The organism is Nocardia sp. IFM 10818, from assembly GCF_054655275.1.
Window position 1 is genome coordinate 4,285,962 of sequence record NZ_BAAHJH010000001.1, and the last position, 16,325, is coordinate 4,302,286.

Sequence of the window (16,325 nt, forward strand, 5' to 3'; positions counted from 1 at the left end):
CACGGGCCAGCAGGGAGAATGCCCCTACGACCGAAGCGCCCAACTGGAGATCGCCCTGGGCGCCTCCGAGTTCCCGCAGCGCCGGTCCAGCGTCGCTTGCGGTCGCTGCGGGGGTGCAGTCGATGCCGGGCGGTCGCTGGGTTTTGGCCTCCATATGACCGCTTCCCGGGCACACCCATCACCCCGCGCGGGCCCGCAACCCGCTGGCACGACGGCATCGCGACGGTCGCCGACGTGACACTCGAAGAGCTGCAACGCTTCAACGCCTACGCCCGCAACGCGCCCCGGGTCTTCGCCATGGACGGTGAACCGCTCGCGCTGGTGCGCGTCGACCTCGCACCGCGTGCCCGACCGCGCGCTCGGATCGCATCCGAACCTCCTTCACCCGCACGCGCGCCGACCGTATGCAAGCACCGATGCGAGCGTGTTCGCCGCACGCAGAGATGGCATCGAGAACCGCTGGGCGCCAGCGTGACCGGCGAATCCAGCGGCGACCGCCGCGGCTCCGCCGCCGCGCAACGCCATTCCCGCACGCGACCTGCGTCTGAACTTGCTCGCCGGGGCTATCGGCCACGTCGCGTCGCATAGGCCGCGCGGACCGCACAATCGCGCCCAACCGATGCTCGCCCCGCCGCGGTGCCACGCTGGTGCGCGGCTGAGACTGGTGCGTGGCCCGATCTCGGCCACGCACCAGCGATCCTCCAGCCGATGTGGAAGGGCTGGAGGCGGATGCCCAGCAGCCCGAACCAATGCGGAACGGCTGGACGCGGACGCCCAGCAACCCGAACCAATGCGGAACGGCTAGAGGCGAATGCCCAGCAGGGCGTCCACGGCGTCGGAGACCAGGGTGGGGGCGGTGGTGTCGGGGCCGCCGTAGGTGAGGGCCTGGTGGGCCCAGCTGTCCACCGCGGCAAGGGCTTTCGGGGTGTCCAGGTCGTCGGCCAGGTGCTGGCGCAGGCGGGCGACGGTGTCGGCGGCGGACGGGCCCGAGGCGAGGGCGGCGGCGGTGCGCCAGCGGTCCAGGCGGGTGAGGGCCTCGGTGAGAACCGCGTCCGACCATTCGCGGTCCTGGCGGTAGTGGCCGGCGAACAGGCCCAGGCGGATGGCGGCCGGGTCGGTGCCGGAGCGGCGGAGTGCGGAGACGAACACCAGGTTGCCGCGCGATTTGGACATTTTTTCGCCGTCGAGGCCGATGAGGCCGGCGTGCACGTAGTGACGGGCGAAGCGGCGGCCCTTGACCAGGGCCTCGGCGTGCGCGGAGGAGTATTCGTGGTGCGGGTAGATCAGGTCGCTGCCGCCGCCCTGGATGTCGAATTCGGTGCCGATGCGGTTGAGGGCGATGGCGGCGCATTCGATGTGCCAGCCGGGGCGTCCGGCGCCGAAGGGGGCGGGCCAGGACGGTTCGCCGGGGCGTTCGGCCCGCCACAGCAGGGCGTCGATGGGGTCGCGCTTGCCGGGGCGGTCCGGGTCGCCGCCGCGTTCGGCGAACAGCGTTTCCATGGTGGCGCGGTCGTAGCCGGATTCGTAGCCGAACTGCTCGGTGGCGTCGTGGCGGAAGTAGATGTCGGGGTACTGCGGGTCGTCCACGACGTAGGCGGCGCCGGAGGCGAGCAGCTTGTCGACCAGCTCCACCACTTCCTGCACCGATTCGATGGCGCCGATGTAGTGGCGCGGCGGGATCACCCGCAGCGCCGCCATGTCCTCGCGGTAGAGGTTGATCTCGCGGGCGCCCAGGTCGCGCCAGTCGATGCCGTCGCGGGTGGCGCGTTCGAACAGCGGGTCGTCGACGTCGGTGACGTTCTGCACGTAGTGCACCTCGTGCCCGGCGTCGCGCAGCAGGCGCTGCACCAGATCGAAGGTGAGGTAGGTGGCGGCGTGGCCGAGGTGGGTGGCGTCGTAGGGGGTGATCCCGCAGACGTACATGGTGGCGGTGGGCCCGGGGGTGACCGGACGGACCTGCTTGTCGGCGGTGTCGTATAACCGCAACGCCGGTCCGGATCCGGGAACGGTCGGGACAGCGATATCGGACCAGGACTGCATGAATCGAGGTTAACGGTGAACGCGACGTCCACCCCGCGCACCCCCGGCCCGCACCGGCCCGGCGCACTGCGGTAGGGCGGGGACGACCTGCACCTTAGTGACTCATGCGCATCCGTCAATGGTTGAAATCATGATGCATGCAACGTTCGGCGCGCCCCGGAGGTGAATTCAGAACGCGGGCCAGGGAATGGGGCGCGAGGAATCCGGCAGCGGCATGACCGGGTCGTCGAGCAGTGCGCGCCCGCGCGCCTCGAGGGCTTCGATCTCGGCGTCGGTGATCAATTCCGCCAGCCGGTCGCCGAGCTCCCCGGGGATGGCTTTGACCAAAACCGTGATGTCGGTGAGCAATTCCTCGGCGATGGGCTCGCGCGCCCACCCCCACAGCACGGTCCGCAGCTTCGGTTCGGCGTGCAGGCAGATGCCGTGATCGACGCCGTACACCCGCCCGTCGAGCCCGCGCAGCGCATGCCCGCCCTTGCGATCGGCATTGTTGATCAGCACATCCAGCACCGCCATGCGCTGCAATCCCGGATCGTCGGCGTGGATCAGCGACACCCGGTGCCCGGACCCGTCCAGGGCGCGCAGCACCTCCAGATACCCGTCGGGAATCTGCCCGACCGGGCACAGGTCCACCAGTTCGGGCGTGTCGTCCTCGACGATGTCGATCCAGCGTTGCACCATGCCCGGCCCGTAGGGCCCGTCGCGCAGGAGGGTGCGCGGAATCACGCCCCACCCCAAGGCTTCCGACACCAGATACGAGCCCACCTCGCGCCCGGCGAGGGTGCCGTCCGGGAAATCCCACAACGGCCGCTCCCCGCGCACCGGCTTGTACACCACCCGCACGCCCTCGGCCTCGCAGACCAGGGTGGCGTTGGAGGCGGTGGTGACCTGCCCGAGCACCGTCAGCTCGGCGGTGGCCACGGGGTCGGTGCTCACCGTTCAGTCCTCGATATCGGGGGCGGGGAAGATATCGCCGCGCTTGTAGCCGTTGGTGCGCACGCACATGTGCCCGGCCGGGGACAGCGGCTCCCCGCACAGCGGGCACGGCGGCCGTCCCGCGGCGATCACCCGCGCCGACCGTAAGGCGAATTCGCGGGCCTGCACCGGGGTGAGGAACACCCGCACCGCGTCGGGACCCTCCTCGGTGTCGTCGAGCACCACCGATTCGTCCACCTCGGTCTCGGTGATGGCCAGCAACTCCACCACTACCGCGCCCGCGTCGGCGTCCCAGCCCAAACCCATGGTGCCGACCCGGAATTCGGCATCGATGGGGGTGACGAGCGGGTCGACGTCGGCGACGTCGGCGGGTTGCGGCGGGACGGGCGTGCCGAAACGGCGCGCCACCTCGTCCAGCAGTAGACCCATCCGATCGGCCAGCACCTTCACCTGCTGCTTTTCCAGCAGCACGCTGACCACGCGCGGTTCCTGCACGGCTTGCAGGTAGAAAGCGCGGTCGCCCGGCTCGCCGACGGTGCCGGCGATGAAACGATCGGGGGTGCGGAAGATATGGATTGCTCGGCCCATGGCACCTCCTGACAGCTGTTTCACTTAAGAATCGGGGCGTTCCGCAACCCCATTATCCGTACCCGGGGTGATACCCGTTTCACCCCCGGGAACCGGCGCCGCTCTGGAGTCGCCGCCGGACCGTGGCGAAATCGCCGCCAGCGACGACAGATCCGCGCCGGTGTCGTTCACCCGCCACACATATGGTGCGGTGGGGGTGTAGCGGACGACGCTGAGCGAGGCCGGTTCGACCACGATGCGCTGGAAGCCGTCGAGGTGAATGCCGAAGGCGTCGGCCAGCACGGACTTGATCACGTCGCCGTGCGTGCACGCCACCCACAGCACATCGCCGCCGTGCTTGTCGGCGAAGGCGCGGTCGAGTTCGCGGATGGCGGACACCGCGCGGAACTGTACGTGCGCCAACGCTTCTCCGGCGGGGAACACCGCTGCCGAGGCGTGTCGCTGCACCACCTTCCACAGCGGTTCGCTCACCAGATCGGCCAGGGCCTTGCCCGTCCAGTCGCCGTAGTCGACTTCCAGCAGGCGTTCGTCGGGTTCGGCGTCGAGTCCGAGCTTGTCGGCCAGGGGCGCGACGGTGCGCTGGCAGCGCAGCAGCGGGGAGCACACGATGTGCTCGATGGGCAGCGAGGACAGCCGGTCGGACACCGCGTGGGCTTGTTCGCGCCCGCGTTCGGTCAGATCGACGCCCGCGCTGCGGCCGGCCAGAGTGCGGGCAGTGTTCGACGTGGACACGCCGTGCCGCAACAGGATCACCGTCACCGTGCCAGCCTAGTCGCTAGGTCGCCGAGACGACGCCGGTCGCCAGCAGGCCCATCACGGTCAAGCCGAGGGCGATGCGGTAGCCGACGAACCAGTTCAGCGAATGATCGGTGACGAAACGCAGCAGCCACGCCACCGAGGCGTAACCGGCGGCGAAGGCGATCACGGTCGCGACCAGCAGTTGCAGGCCCGAGGCATTGAGGCCCGCACCGGCGGGTTCGAAGGCGTCGGGCAGCGAGAACAGGCCGGAGGCGACCACGGCGGGAATGGCCAGCAGGAACGAGAAACGCACGGCCGCTTCACGAGTCAGGCCGCAGAACAGACCGGCCGTGGAGGTGGCGCCCGAACGCGACACGCCCGGGATGAGGGCCAGGCACTGCGCGAAGCCCATGATGAGGCCGTCGCGGGTGGTCAGCTGCTCGATCGGGCGGCGCTTGGACCCGTAGTACTCGCCGGCGGCGATGACCAGGGCGAACACGATCAGCATGGTGGAGATCAGCCACAGATTGCGGGCGCCGGTGCGGATCTCGTCCTTGAACAGGAAGCCCAGCACGCCGATCGGGATGGTGGCGATGATCACGTACCAGCCGATGCGGTAGTCCAATTCGCGCTGCGCCTCGGAATCCAGGCCGTAGCCGGCGTCGGTGTAGACCGGCAGCACCTGGGTGGGCTGATCGTGCAGCGGCACGGTCTGGCGCTTGCGCGCGGTCAGGCGCAGATACAGCGTGCTGAACCAGGCCACCACGATGCGCCAGATGTCCTTGGCGAAGTACACCAGCACCGCGGCCTCGGTGCCCAGCTGGGTGACCGCGGTGAACGAGGCGCCCGCGTCGTCGCCGAAGAACACCGCCGAGACGATCCGCAAATGCGCCGACGACGAAATCGGCAGAAACTCCGTCAAGCCCTGCACCAGGCCCAGCACCAGGGCCTGCACCCACGTCATCGACTCGCCCACACACCCTCCAGATCTGTCAATCGTCTTCCACCGCTGGAGGATTGGCGACACTCCAGACGGCCCGTGCATGCCGCGCAGCACATCCCCGGCACCGCAGCGACCCTACAGGGCGCGCCGTGGCGGCGAACACCGGAACGGCCCAACCACCCTGTCGGCCCGCCCGGCCGTGACCGGCGCGCGACCACCACGATGACGGTGCGAACCCCATCGCGAGGGTGACACAGGCCGGACCATCGCGGTGGAGCGAATCCGAGCGGCGGAGACCGCGGGTCGATCGCGGGGGTGGCGCAGATCCGCCCGGTGTCCTCCTCACGCCCCGCTCGTGTCCGCGCGAGGCATACCCGGGGGAATGCGACGAGTGCGCTTAGGCTGACGCGTGTGACGAAAGTGCAAGCGCGGTGATGGAACAACGGACGGTGGGGCGCAGCGGCCTGCGGGTCTCCCGACTCGGGCTGGCCACCCACACCTGGGGCAGGGAAACCGACGCCGAGGACGCGGGCGCGCAACTGGAGGCGTTCGTGGAGGCCGGCGGCACCCTGGTCGACACCTCCCCCGCCTACGGTGACGGCGCCGCCCAGCACATCCTCGGTGAACTCATCGGCGAAATCGGGCGCGAGGAACTGGTTTTGAGCGGCTGTGCCGGACAGACCCCGGTGCTCACCGATCCCGCCGCCGGGCCCGCGCCGCAACCGCTGCGCTGGCAGATCGACGCCTCCCGGCGCACCATGATGCGCCAGCTCGACACCACCTTGCAGGTACTGGGCACCGACTATCTCGACGTGTGGACCGTCGCCGCCTGGGATCCGCACACCCCACTGGAGGAGATCGCCGCCACCCTCGAATACGCGGTGCGCTCCGGGCGCGTCCGCTACGCCGGGGCCCGCGGCTACGACGGCTGGCAGCTGGCCACCCTCGCCGCGGCCGCGCCCCTGACCGCCGCGCAAACCCCCTACTCGCTGCTGGCGCGCGGGGTCGAACACGAATTCGTGCCCGCCGCACAGCATCACGGCATCGGCGTCATCGCCACCGCGCCCCTGGCGGGCGGCATCCTCACCGGCAAATACCGTGACGGCGTGCCCGCCGACTCCCGCGGCGCGGACGAGGCCACCGCCGCCGAGATCACCGCGGGTCTCGACGACCGCGCCGTGCGCGTGGTCGACGCCGTCGTCACCGCCGCCGACGGCCTGGGCACCTCTCCCCTGGCCGTGGCGCTGGCCTGGATCCGGGATCAGCCCGGCGTGGCCAGCATGCTCGTCGGCGCCCGCGATATCGGCCAGCTCACCGGAATCCTGGCCGCCGAAACCCTGGAACTGCCCCGCGCCATCGCCGCCGCACTGGGCGACGTGAGCGCGCGCACGGAATGAGCCAGGCTAGCCTTGCCTGCATGAGGAGTTTCGTGAGTGCTCGATCATCCGGCGTCCTGCGCACCCTGCTCGTTCTGCTCACCGGAACCCTCGCCCTCGGCGCCACCGCCTGCGGTACCGGCGGGGATGCCGCGACCGGCGGCCACGGCCCCGCCACCGCGACCCTCGCCGATGCGAACCCGGTCCCGATCGGGCCCGCGCCCACGCCGACGCTGCCGGTGACCGTGCGCTCCTTCGACGGCAGCGACGTCACCGTCACCGACGTCGGCCGCATCATCGCCGCCGACCGCTACGGCACCCTCGTCCAGACCGTCGTCGCGCTGGGACTGGGCAACAATCTGGTCGGCCGGTCCACCAACGCGCCGCCGGTCGCCATGAACCTGCCCACCGTGACCGCCGGGTCCGGCACGCTGAATGTGGAAGCCGTTGCGGCGCTGCAACCCTCGGTATTCCTCACCGACACCACCAGCGTCACCGCCGTCATGCGCGACCAGTTGCGCGCGCTGGGCATCACCGTCGTCTACTTCGACCCGCAGCGCACCATGGACGGTGTCGTCCCGATGATCGACGCCGTCGCCGCCGCCCTCGGCGTGCCCGAGGCGGGCAAACGGCTCGCCCAGCGCACCACCGACGAGATCGCCGCCGCTACCGCATCGGTGCCCCCGCACGACAAGCCCCTGCGCATCGCGTTCCTCTACCTGCGCTCCACCGCCATCACCATGATCGCCGGCCCCGGCTCCGGCGCCGACCAGCTCATCACCGCCCTCGGCGGCGAGGACGCCGGCACCGCCTCCGGAATCACCGAACCGTTCATCCCCATCACCAGCGAAGCCCTCATCGCCGCCGCCCCCGACGTCATCCTCCTCATGTCCGACGGCCTGGCCTCCGTCGGCGGCGTCGACGGCCTGGTGAAAATCCCCGGCCTGGCCCAAACCCCCGCCGGCAAGAACAGGCGCGTCGTCGACATGGCCGACAACGTCATCCTCTCCTTCGGCCCCAACACCGGCCGCGTCGTCGCCGCCCTCGTCCAAGCCGTCTACGGCGAAAAGACGGCATGACCGACACCAACCCCCAGGACGGGACCGCGCACAACCCGCCTACGCACGCGCCCAACCCACCCGACCACGCGGAACCACCTGTCACACCACCTGATTCGCCTCCGCGAACGCAAGCAGCATCTACCCGAGCCAACGGCAGCACGGCAGACATCGACCACGGCGCGACACAACCCGGCAGTGCCGCCGACGCCGCGGCGACCAACGCCACGCGGGCAGATCCGAATTCGGCCGCCGGTGCGACCGCGCAGGCAGCAGCTTCGCCGTCGCCGACCGGCGCGGCAGGGACCGCGGATGGTCCTGACTGTGCAGCGGATTCGCCGGCTGCGCCACCTGATTCGCCGCTACGCACCCCGGCGTGGTCCGCAGGCGAGACCACTGCTGCCGCAGCGAACGCGGATGGGCGGGCACGGATGAGCGCTGGGCGCCACCGGTCTGATTCCGGCGCGAGTGGCCACTCGCCAACCGGGGGCGCAACGGCACGGGGCGTGAGTGATACGGCGAACGCGGCCGTACGTGAGGGCGACTCCAGGGTCGGCGGTGGTCGGTCGCGGCGGTGGTCGCGGACTGCAGTGATCTTCGCGGTGGGGATTGCGGTGTTGGTGGGGCTGGCGTTGGTTTCGGCGGCGGTGGGGCAGGTTCCTACCAGTGCGGCGGAGGTGGCGGGGAGTTTCTTTCATCGGATCGGGCTGGAGTGGGGGCCGATGCCGGCGCATCCGGCTGGGGATGTGACGTTGTGGGAGGTGCGGTTTCCGCGGGTGGTGCTCGCGATTCTGGTGGGGGCCGCACTGGCTACAGCAGGTGCACTGTTGCAGGGGGTGTTCGCCAATCCGCTGGCTGAACCCGGCGTGATCGGTGTATCCGCTGGGGCGGCGGTGGGTGCGGGCACCGTCATTGTGGTCGGGGGTGCGTTCGCGGCTGCTTGGTCGGTGGCGGCGGGGGCGTTCGCGGCGGGGCTGCTCACGACGACGCTGGTGTATGTGCTGGCGCGGTCGAATGGGCGGACCGAGGTGGTGACGCTGGTGTTGACCGGTGTGGCGATCAATGCGTTCGCGGGTGGGTTGATTTCGTTCTTGCTGTTCACCGCGTCGCCGGCGGCGCGGGATCAGATCGTGTTCTGGCAGTTGGGCAGTCTCAATGGGGCGACCTGGCAGTCGGTGGCGGTGGTCGCGCCGCTCACGCTCGTGGGGGTGGCGGCCGCGGTGTTGATGGCGGCGAAGCTGGATCTGCTGGCGCTGGGGGAATCGGCGGCGCGGCATCTGGGTGTGGATGTGGAGCGGTTGCGGCGCAATGTGATCGTGGTGGTGGCGGTGCTGGCCACGGCGGGGGTGGCGTTCACCGGGATCATCTTGTTCGTCGGGTTGATCGTGCCGCACCTGGTGCGGATGCTGGTGGGGCCCGCGCATCGGGTGCTGATTCCGTTGAGCGCCATTCTCGGCGCGGTGGTGCTGCTGGCCGCCGATATCGGGGCCCGGGCGCTGGTGCACAATGCCGATCTGCCGTTGGGCATGCTGACCTCGCTGGTCGGCGGGCCGTTCTTCTTCTGGCTGCTGCGGCGCACGCGCGCCCGATCGGGAGGATGGGCGTGAGTACTCTATTGCGTAGCGTCTCCGGGGTTTTCACGCGCCGCCATGAACTGCCGGGTACGCCCGGACCGGGCGCGGTCACCATGCGGGCGCGCGGGGTCGGGCTGGAACGCAATGGCGGGCGGCGAGTGCTCGACGAGGTCGACTTCGAGGTGGTCGCCGGGCAGATCGTCGCGCTGGTCGGGCCCAATGGGGCGGGTAAGTCCACGCTGCTGGCGGCGCTGGCCGGGGAGCTGGAGCCCGATGCGGGGACCGTGGAACTCGACGGGCAACCGCTCGCTCACTGGGCGCCGGTCGATATGGCACGGCGGCGGGCGGTGCTGCCGCAGAACCACACCGTCGGATTCCCGTTCACCGCACGCGAAGTCGTCGCCATGGGCCGTGCCCCGTGGGCGCGCACCGTACGCCAGGACGAGGACGACAAGCAGATCGCCGCCGCCTTGCGGGCCACCGACGTGGAACACCTTGCCGGACGGCAGTTCCCGGCCCTGTCCGGCGGTGAACGCGCCCGCGTCGCGCTGGCGCGGGTGCTGGCGCAGGACACCGCCACCCTGCTGCTGGACGAGCCGACCGCCGCGCTCGACCTCGGCCATCAGGAACAAGTGCTGCGACTGGCCCGCGAGCGTGCCACCGCCGGAGCCGCCGTCGTGGTCGTCGTCCACGACCTCGGCGTCGCCGCCGCCTACGCCGACCGCGTCGCCGTACTCGATGCCGGGCGCATCGCCGCGGACGGGCCGCCACGCGAGGTCCTCACCGGCGAGCTGCTCTCCCGCGTCTACCAGCACCCGGTCGACGTGTTCGACCACCCGGTCACCGGCGCGCAACTGGTACTGCCTGCACGCGGCAGGCTCACCTAGCCGGACACCCACCTAGCCGGACGCCACCCCACCTAGCCGGACACCCATCTGGTCGGGACACCCACCTGGTCGGGACACCCACCTGGTCGGGACACCCACCTGGTCGGACAACTCACCTGGTCGGACACCCACCTAGTACACCCACTTGATCGGACAACGCGCCTTGTCGGACGCCTTGCGGGCTCGGGGCGACTCACTCGGTCGGTCGACTTGCCGGAGCCGGGGCGACCCATCCGGGTGGTACTGCACCCGTACCGGACCATCGGCGCGCTGTGCGTAGCGCTGCCCGTCCGTCGGTGTCGCGCATAACGCCAGCGGTAGGGCGAAGGACCCCGCAGGCGTAAGCGCGGGCACGCCGCGCGAAAATTGCTGGGCGGTCGCCCAATAGTGTGGGTAGGCTGTGCGGAGTTGCCTCGGCGACCAGCGTTCGTATTCACCGGATTCAGGGACCAGGGAGTGATGTTGATGACCGCGCGCATGGCCGTCGCCGCCAGCCGGATCACCGCACGCTCCGCGGCGACGGCCTGACCCGTCCCGTCGCACCGCTCGCGCCTTGACGCGCCGAGCGGCTCCTCGAATACGAAAGGGTTTGTGCCGCCGATGAGCACACACCAGTCCTGGAATACGCGCGCCGAGAATCCGGGCGAGCACGCCCTCGTGCACGCCATTACGCTCGCCGCGTTCGACACACCGTTGGAAGCCGGAATCGTCGAGGCCCTGCGCACCGACCCCGGTTGGATCGACGGGTTGTCCCTGGTCGCCGTCGACACCACCGATACGCCGATTGCTCATGCCTTGCTGACGCGCAATCACATCGGTGACACCGAAGCGCTGTGCCTGGCGCCGGTGTCGGTGCTGCCGCGCTACCAGCGCAGCGGCGCGGGCAGCGCCGTCGTGCGGGCGGCCTTGGAAACCGCTGCCGCGCACGGGGAACGATTCGTCACCGTGCTCGGGCATCCCGAGTACTACCCGCGGTTCGGGTTCACCCGCGCCTCGCTGCACGGGATCCGCATGAGCCTCGAGGTTCCCGACGAGGCGCTCATGGCCATGGCGCTGCGGCCCGGCGACACCCTGCCCAGCGGAGTCATCCGCTACGCCGCGCCGCTCGAAGGCTGATCGGAAGCCTTGCGGAAAACCGTGGGGCCGGGAACGTTTCGCACGTCCCCGGTCCCACGGGTCCGCTCACCGCGACCCCGCGTCCTCGCTTCGGGCGACCGCGCCGCGCGAAATAGCCGTGCCCCACGAATTTGCACTCCAAGCCCGCCAGATCCACGACGTCCCGCTCCACTCCGGCGAGGTCCACTGCTGCGAGCGCCACCCCGGCCAGGCCCACCCCAGCGAGCGCGACCGCGGCCCGGTCGATCGCGGCCTGCCACTTCGGGCCCACCCCAGCCAGCGCAACCGCCGCTTGGTCGATCGTGGCCGGTGCCACCTCGGCCCACCCCAGCGAGCACCACCGCGGCGTGGGCATCCCGGTCGGCCTCACTTCGGGCTGGCTCCAGCGCGGCCGCAACCATGGCGACTAGCGCCACACCAGTTTGAGCACCGCCGGCGTCAGCAGCATGCGAATCACGGTGGCGTCCAGCAGCAATGCCGCGATCATGCCGTAGGCGATGTACTTCATCAGCACCAGGTCCGAGAAGCCGAACGCGCCGGTGACCACGATCAGGATCGCGGCGGCCGAGGTGATCACGCCGCCGGTGTGGGCGATGCCGTAGCGGATCGCTTCCGGCGGTGGCGCACCGTCGGCGCGGGCCTCGGCCATGCGCGATTGCAGGAACACCTCGTAGTCGGTGGACAGCCCGAACAGCACGGTCACGATCAGCACCAGCACCGCGAACATGAGTGGGCCGGGGGTGAAGTCGAAGATCTCCGCGCCGTGGCCTTCGACGAAGATCCAGGTGAGGATGCCCAACGTGGAGCCCAGGCTGAGCGCGCTCATCGCCACGGCCTTCACCGCCAGCACCAGGGACCGGAAGGCCGCGTACATCAGTGCCAGTGCCGCCACGATCAGGATCGCCGCCAGCAGCGGCAGGCCCTCGATGAGCCCGTAGATGCTGTCGCGTTCCAGGGCGGGCACTCCGGCGACCATGACCTGCACGCCGGGCGGATCCTCGATGCCGCGCAGCGCCGAGATCACCGTTCCGGCATCGCGTTTGTCGATCAGCCCGCTGCCGAGCACGGTGATGCCGTCCTTGGTCGGGGCGATCGGATCGAACGGTCCGGTCGTGTACTGCGCGGTGACCGCATTGGCCTCGAAGCGGATATCGGAGAGCTGCTGCGGATTCGCGTCCACCACAACCAGTTTCAGCGGTTCGGTGCGGAAGGTCGGGAACAGCCGGTCGAAGTCCTGCTGTGCCACGCGCGCCGGATTGTCCGCCGACAGATAGCGTTCGCTCAGTCCCCCGAATTCGATATTGCGGAACGGCAGGATCAGCACCAGCAGCCCCAGCACCACCGGCACGATCACCAGCCACGGCTTGCGCATGGCGAACAGCGCCAGCCGGGAGAAGAATCCGGCGTCGATCTGCTCGGCGGTGCGGATGCTGGCGAAGCGGTGCCAGCCCAGGAAGTCGATGCGCCGCCCCACGATCGACAAGGCGGCGGGCAGCACGGTCACCGACAGCACCGCCGCCAGCAGCACCGAGGAGATGCCGCCCAGCGGCACCGAGCGCAGCACCCCGTTCGGGTAGATGAACAACGCGCCCAGGCTGACCGCGATGATTCCCGCCGAGAACAGCACTGTGCGCCCAGCGGTGGCGACGGTGCGGGCGGTGGCGTCCTCCACGCTGCGCCCGGCGGCCAGTTCCTCCCGGAACCGGGTCACCGCGAACAGGCCGTAGTCGATGGCCAGGCCCAGGCTCACCAGCGTGACCACCGCGGAGGCGAACACATTGACCTGCAGGTGGTCGGTTAGCATCCGCATGATGCCCTGGCTGCCCAGGATGGTCATGCCGCCGATGAGCACCGGTAGTAGCGCGCCTACGACGCCGCCGAACACGAAGTACAGCAGGATCGCCACCAGCGGCAGCGCGATCAGCTCCGCGCGATGGATATCGCGCTGCATACCGGTGTTGATGCCCTCCACCACCGGCTGCAATCCCGCCAGCTGCACCGTCGTGCCGCCGGGCCCCGAACCCGCTGTCCCGGCGTGGAATTCGCCCTTGATCGCCAGGTAGTTGTCGACGGTGTCGGTGCCGCCGCCGCCCTGCAGGCCGATGCTGGCGAAGGCGTGGGTGCGATCGGCGGTGGCGAACGCCCCCATCATGGGCCCGTCCCAATACGAGTCGATCTTGAAGATCTGCTCGGATCGCGTGCTGCGCAACCGATTCAGCTCCGCGGCCACCGCAGTCCGGATCGGCTCGTCGTCGAGGGTGTGCCCGGGCGGTGCGGTGTAGAGGACGATCAGATCGCTGTCGGTGTCGCGGCCGAAGGTGGAGTCGGTGAGCTTGGAGGCCGCCACCGATTCGCTGGATTCGTCGAACCAGCCCTCCTGGGTGAGATGATCACCCAGATCGCGCCCGTAGAACCCCGAGGCCAGCACCGCCAGGGCGAACAGCGCGAACACCAGGTACCGGTTGCGGTGGATCAGGCGCCCCCACCGCAGGGATCCGGTTTCCAGCATCAGCCGCAGGCCGGCGTGGAGTAGTCGGCCGAGCGCAGGATGCCGCACAGATCGGTGCGCGAGATCTTCCAGCGCCCGTCCTTGTGCACGAAATGCACCACGGTGGTGCGCACATTGGTGCCGGTGCCGTCCTTGTCCAGGCTCAGCGTCGCGGTCAGCGTGCCGTCGTGGTTGTCGAACACCGGGTCACGCACGCCGTAGACGGCCTTCGGGTTCTCTTCCAGGGCCTTGTACATGTCGGGGATGGCATCCTTGAACGCCTCTCCGTCCTCGATGAGCGCGGTGCGCTCGGCATCGGGCAGCGCCGGATCCAGCGCGGCCTTGATCTGCGCGTCCAGTTCGGCCGCGGTCGGGATGGGTGCGCGCACCGCGCTGCTGGCCGCGGCGGCGGCCGAGGAGGAGCTCAGCGCGGCATAGGCCGAGGAGCGGGCGGCGGCCACCGAGGCGTCGTCGTCATTGCCGCCGCCGCAGCCGGTCACGGCGGCGGCGAGCGCGGCGAGAGTCACTGCGGTGGCGGCCGGTCGTCGAAAAGCCATCAACTTCCTCGGATGCTCGAACTGCGGTTGGATGCCGTTAGTTTGTCATGCGCACGGCGCGAGGCTGATTCGCACGTCACACGACCGCGTTTCGGCGGCGTCCCCACCGCGATCCGCGAGCAAGTTCACATGCCGTCGATGACCGCGCCCAACCGCCCCAGCAGCGCCCGCACCGTGGTGGCCTCGCGCGGTTGCGCCGACGGCACCGGTACCGCCTGTGGGATCAGATCGCGGACCAGTGCGATCACGCTGCGTTCGTCGTCGAGATCGATATCGGTGACCGGCGCCTCGGCCACGGCCACCACATCCTCGGTGGCCGGCACCGCCGACTCCAGATCGGGCCGATAGATCTCCAGGGTCAAGGTCGCCCGCAGCGTGCGGAAAGCGAACGATCGCCCATCTCCGGTAACCCCGAATCCGTGCGCGTAACGACCCACGGTCACGTCTTCGACGGTGAAGCTCGAGGTGTGGTCGGTTTCCAACAGAAACTCCCTGACAGTGCCCACTCTTGATTCCACCGTAACCGCATCCACCGACACCGCCACCGAAAACCCATGTCACGTCATGTAACTCGGGAGGATTCGGACGCGCGACGGATGGGCAATCGGTACAGCACACCGTCTCGGCGCGCCGCCGCGACACCCCCGCCCACCGGGCGGGGAAGGGGATCATGGTCAGATTAGGTAGCACGCATGATTTTCGGTTGTCGGTCAGTTAAGGAGTTCGCTGCATGCGCCGTCGCGGCTGGATCCGGTCGGCCCTCGCGGGGGTGACAGCGGTGACCCTGCTCGCCGGATGTTCGTCGGGTGACGACTCCGGCGACAAGCCGACCCGCGAGCCCGCCACCGCGGCTGCCGCGCCCGCCGCGACCGCGCCCGCCGGCGAGGTGATCCCGAGCGCGGGCATCGGCGCGCTGCTGGCCGAACCGGCCACCGGGGTGCTGGCGCTGCTCACCGAGCCGGGCACGCTGACCCTGCGCGATCCCGCGGGCGCCACCCGCACGGTGCCGCTGCCCGCCGCGGCCACCGCCCTCGCGCCCGGCAAGCCCGGGGAGATCCTGCTCGCCGCGCCCGGGAAGGCGCTGCGGGTGGACGCGGCCTCCGGCGCGGTCACCGAACTCGCCGTCGACGGGGACGTGCGCGCGGTCGCGCTGCGCGCCGACGGGGATCTCGTCGCCGGGCTCGCCACCGGGCCGGTACTGCTGCTGGCTCCCGACGGCACTGTGCGCCAGCGTATTTCGGGCCTGGTCTCGGCCGATGCCATCGACACCGCCGACGAGGCGGTCATCGTGCTCGATCGCCACCAGACCACCGTCTCGGAACTCAACCTCGCCGACAACCGCCCCGGGCTGACCCTGCGCGCCGGCGACGGGGCCACCAACATGATCGGCGACCACTTCGGCCGCCGCATCGTCACCGACACCGCCGGGAACGAACTGCTGGTCTACACCGCCGATCCATTGGTCCTGCACCAGCGTTTCCCGGTAGGCTCGTCGCCCTACGCACTCGCCTACGATCAGCGGTCCGAGACCGTGTGGGTGACGCTGACAGGCAGCAACGAAGTCGTCGGCTACGACCTGTCGACGGGTATACCTGTGGAGGTGGGGCGCTTCCGGACGGTGCGCCAGCCCAACACGGTGACCATCGACGAACGCACCGGTGACATGTTCGTGGGATCCGCGACCGGCGACGGTCTGCAGCGGATCGCCGCGGACCTGCGGAAGAGAGGGCAGTGATGGCTCGGGCCTCACGATCAGCGCGGACTACGCGCACACTACCGGCGGACTGGGAGGACACTTCCAGCGACGAGTACGAATACATTCCCCTGCGACTACCCCGCGAGATGAATCGCGTCACCGCCTCCATGCGCCTGGCCATCCAGGCGGAGTTCGGTGGCTGGGAGTTGTCGCGGGTGCGTGCCTACACCGACGGCAGTCGTCGCGTGCTGCTGCGCCGCCGCAAGAGCTCCCTGCTATCCCCGACACCCGAGGCGGTGATGTGACCCGCATGGCACCCACGACGAGC

The 16,325-nt window shown here is 69.9% G+C and carries 15 protein-coding genes; 7 read left to right on the forward strand and 8 right to left on the reverse strand.

The genetic code is table 11. The annotated features are described in order from the left end of the window. Nucleotides 1–801: 801 nt before the first annotated feature. The 5 genes from mshC to ACYQ5L_RS19680 all read right to left on the reverse strand — a co-directional run bounded on the left by mshC (nucleotide 802) and on the right by ACYQ5L_RS19680 (nucleotide 5,278). Entirely contained in the window at nucleotides 802–2,040 is a 1,239-nt protein-coding gene (gene mshC / locus ACYQ5L_RS19660) for a cysteine--1-D-myo-inosityl 2-amino-2-deoxy-alpha-D-glucopyranoside ligase (protein WP_459959148.1), read from the reverse strand. A gap of 168 nt (nucleotides 2,041–2,208) precedes the next feature. Further along, entirely contained in the window at nucleotides 2,209–2,976 is a 768-nt protein-coding gene (locus ACYQ5L_RS19665; protein ID WP_459959149.1) for an SCO1664 family protein, read from the reverse strand. Nucleotides 2,977–2,979: 3 nt separating this feature from the next. Continuing rightward, on the reverse strand, nucleotides 2,980–3,564 hold the full coding sequence (locus tag ACYQ5L_RS19670) for a DUF3090 domain-containing protein (RefSeq protein ID WP_459959150.1): 585 nt from the start codon (nucleotides 3,562–3,564) through the stop codon (nucleotides 2,980–2,982). A 24-nt stretch (nucleotides 3,565–3,588) separates the two neighbouring features. Then, nucleotides 3,589–4,323, reverse strand: a complete 735-nt coding sequence (locus ACYQ5L_RS19675; protein WP_379193181.1) for a histidine phosphatase family protein — start codon at nucleotides 4,321–4,323, stop codon at nucleotides 3,589–3,591. Between the two features lie 16 nt (nucleotides 4,324–4,339). Continuing rightward, a complete protein-coding gene (locus ACYQ5L_RS19680) occupies nucleotides 4,340–5,278 on the reverse strand; it encodes an undecaprenyl-diphosphate phosphatase (protein WP_459959151.1) in 939 nt (312 codons plus the stop codon). 401 nt (nucleotides 5,279–5,679) lie between these two features. Between ACYQ5L_RS19680 and ACYQ5L_RS19685 the strand changes: the two genes are divergently transcribed. The 5 genes from ACYQ5L_RS19685 (at nucleotide 5,680) to ACYQ5L_RS19705 (ending at nucleotide 11,256) form a co-directional block, all read left to right on the forward strand. Continuing rightward, nucleotides 5,680–6,642, forward strand: coding sequence for an aldo/keto reductase (locus tag ACYQ5L_RS19685; protein ID WP_459959152.1), 963 nt, complete (start codon nucleotides 5,680–5,682; stop codon nucleotides 6,640–6,642). Between the two features lie 20 nt (nucleotides 6,643–6,662). After that, nucleotides 6,663–7,700, forward strand: a complete 1,038-nt coding sequence (locus ACYQ5L_RS19690; protein ID WP_459959153.1) for a heme/hemin ABC transporter substrate-binding protein — start codon at nucleotides 6,663–6,665, stop codon at nucleotides 7,698–7,700. 572 nt (nucleotides 7,701–8,272) lie between these two features. Beyond that, nucleotides 8,273–9,286 carry a FecCD family ABC transporter permease gene (locus ACYQ5L_RS19695; RefSeq protein ID WP_459963478.1) on the forward strand — a complete coding sequence of 338 codons (1,014 nt, stop codon included), beginning with the start codon at nucleotides 8,273–8,275 and terminating at the stop codon, nucleotides 9,284–9,286. Next, nucleotides 9,277–10,140, forward strand: coding sequence for a heme ABC transporter ATP-binding protein (locus ACYQ5L_RS19700; protein WP_459959154.1), 864 nt, complete (start codon nucleotides 9,277–9,279; stop codon nucleotides 10,138–10,140). Before ACYQ5L_RS19695 ends, ACYQ5L_RS19700 begins: the two co-directional genes overlap by 10 nt. A gap of 600 nt (nucleotides 10,141–10,740) precedes the next feature. Continuing rightward, entirely contained in the window at nucleotides 10,741–11,256 is a 516-nt protein-coding gene (locus ACYQ5L_RS19705; RefSeq protein WP_459959155.1) for a GNAT family N-acetyltransferase, read from the forward strand. A gap of 406 nt (nucleotides 11,257–11,662) precedes the next feature. Here the strand turns inward: ACYQ5L_RS19705 and ACYQ5L_RS19710 are convergent, their stop codons facing one another. The 3 genes from ACYQ5L_RS19710 to ACYQ5L_RS19720 form a co-directional block, all read right to left on the reverse strand. After that, nucleotides 11,663–13,765 (reverse strand): MMPL family transporter, encoded by a 2,103-nt coding sequence (locus ACYQ5L_RS19710; RefSeq protein WP_459959156.1) that lies wholly within the window; start codon nucleotides 13,763–13,765, stop codon nucleotides 11,663–11,665. Then, the gene (locus tag ACYQ5L_RS19715) at nucleotides 13,765–14,301 is read right to left on the reverse strand and encodes a WKL family lipoprotein (protein ID WP_379193188.1); all 537 of its coding nucleotides are present in this window, start codon (nucleotides 14,299–14,301) and stop codon (nucleotides 13,765–13,767) included. Before ACYQ5L_RS19715 ends, ACYQ5L_RS19710 begins: the two co-directional genes overlap by 1 nt. Before the next feature lie 125 nt (nucleotides 14,302–14,426). Next, the gene (locus ACYQ5L_RS19720; RefSeq protein WP_459959157.1) at nucleotides 14,427–14,783 is read right to left on the reverse strand and encodes a hypothetical protein; all 357 of its coding nucleotides are present in this window, start codon (nucleotides 14,781–14,783) and stop codon (nucleotides 14,427–14,429) included. Between the two features lie 248 nt (nucleotides 14,784–15,031). Between ACYQ5L_RS19720 and ACYQ5L_RS19725 the strand changes: the two genes are divergently transcribed. Further along, nucleotides 15,032–16,036 carry a YncE family protein gene (locus ACYQ5L_RS19725; protein ID WP_459959158.1) on the forward strand — a complete coding sequence of 335 codons (1,005 nt, stop codon included), beginning with the start codon at nucleotides 15,032–15,034 and terminating at the stop codon, nucleotides 16,034–16,036. Continuing rightward, entirely contained in the window at nucleotides 16,036–16,302 is a 267-nt protein-coding gene (locus tag ACYQ5L_RS19730) for a DUF5703 family protein (protein ID WP_459959159.1), read from the forward strand. The genes ACYQ5L_RS19725 and ACYQ5L_RS19730 overlap by 1 nt, the downstream gene beginning before the upstream one ends. Nucleotides 16,303–16,325: the final 23 nt, after the last annotated feature.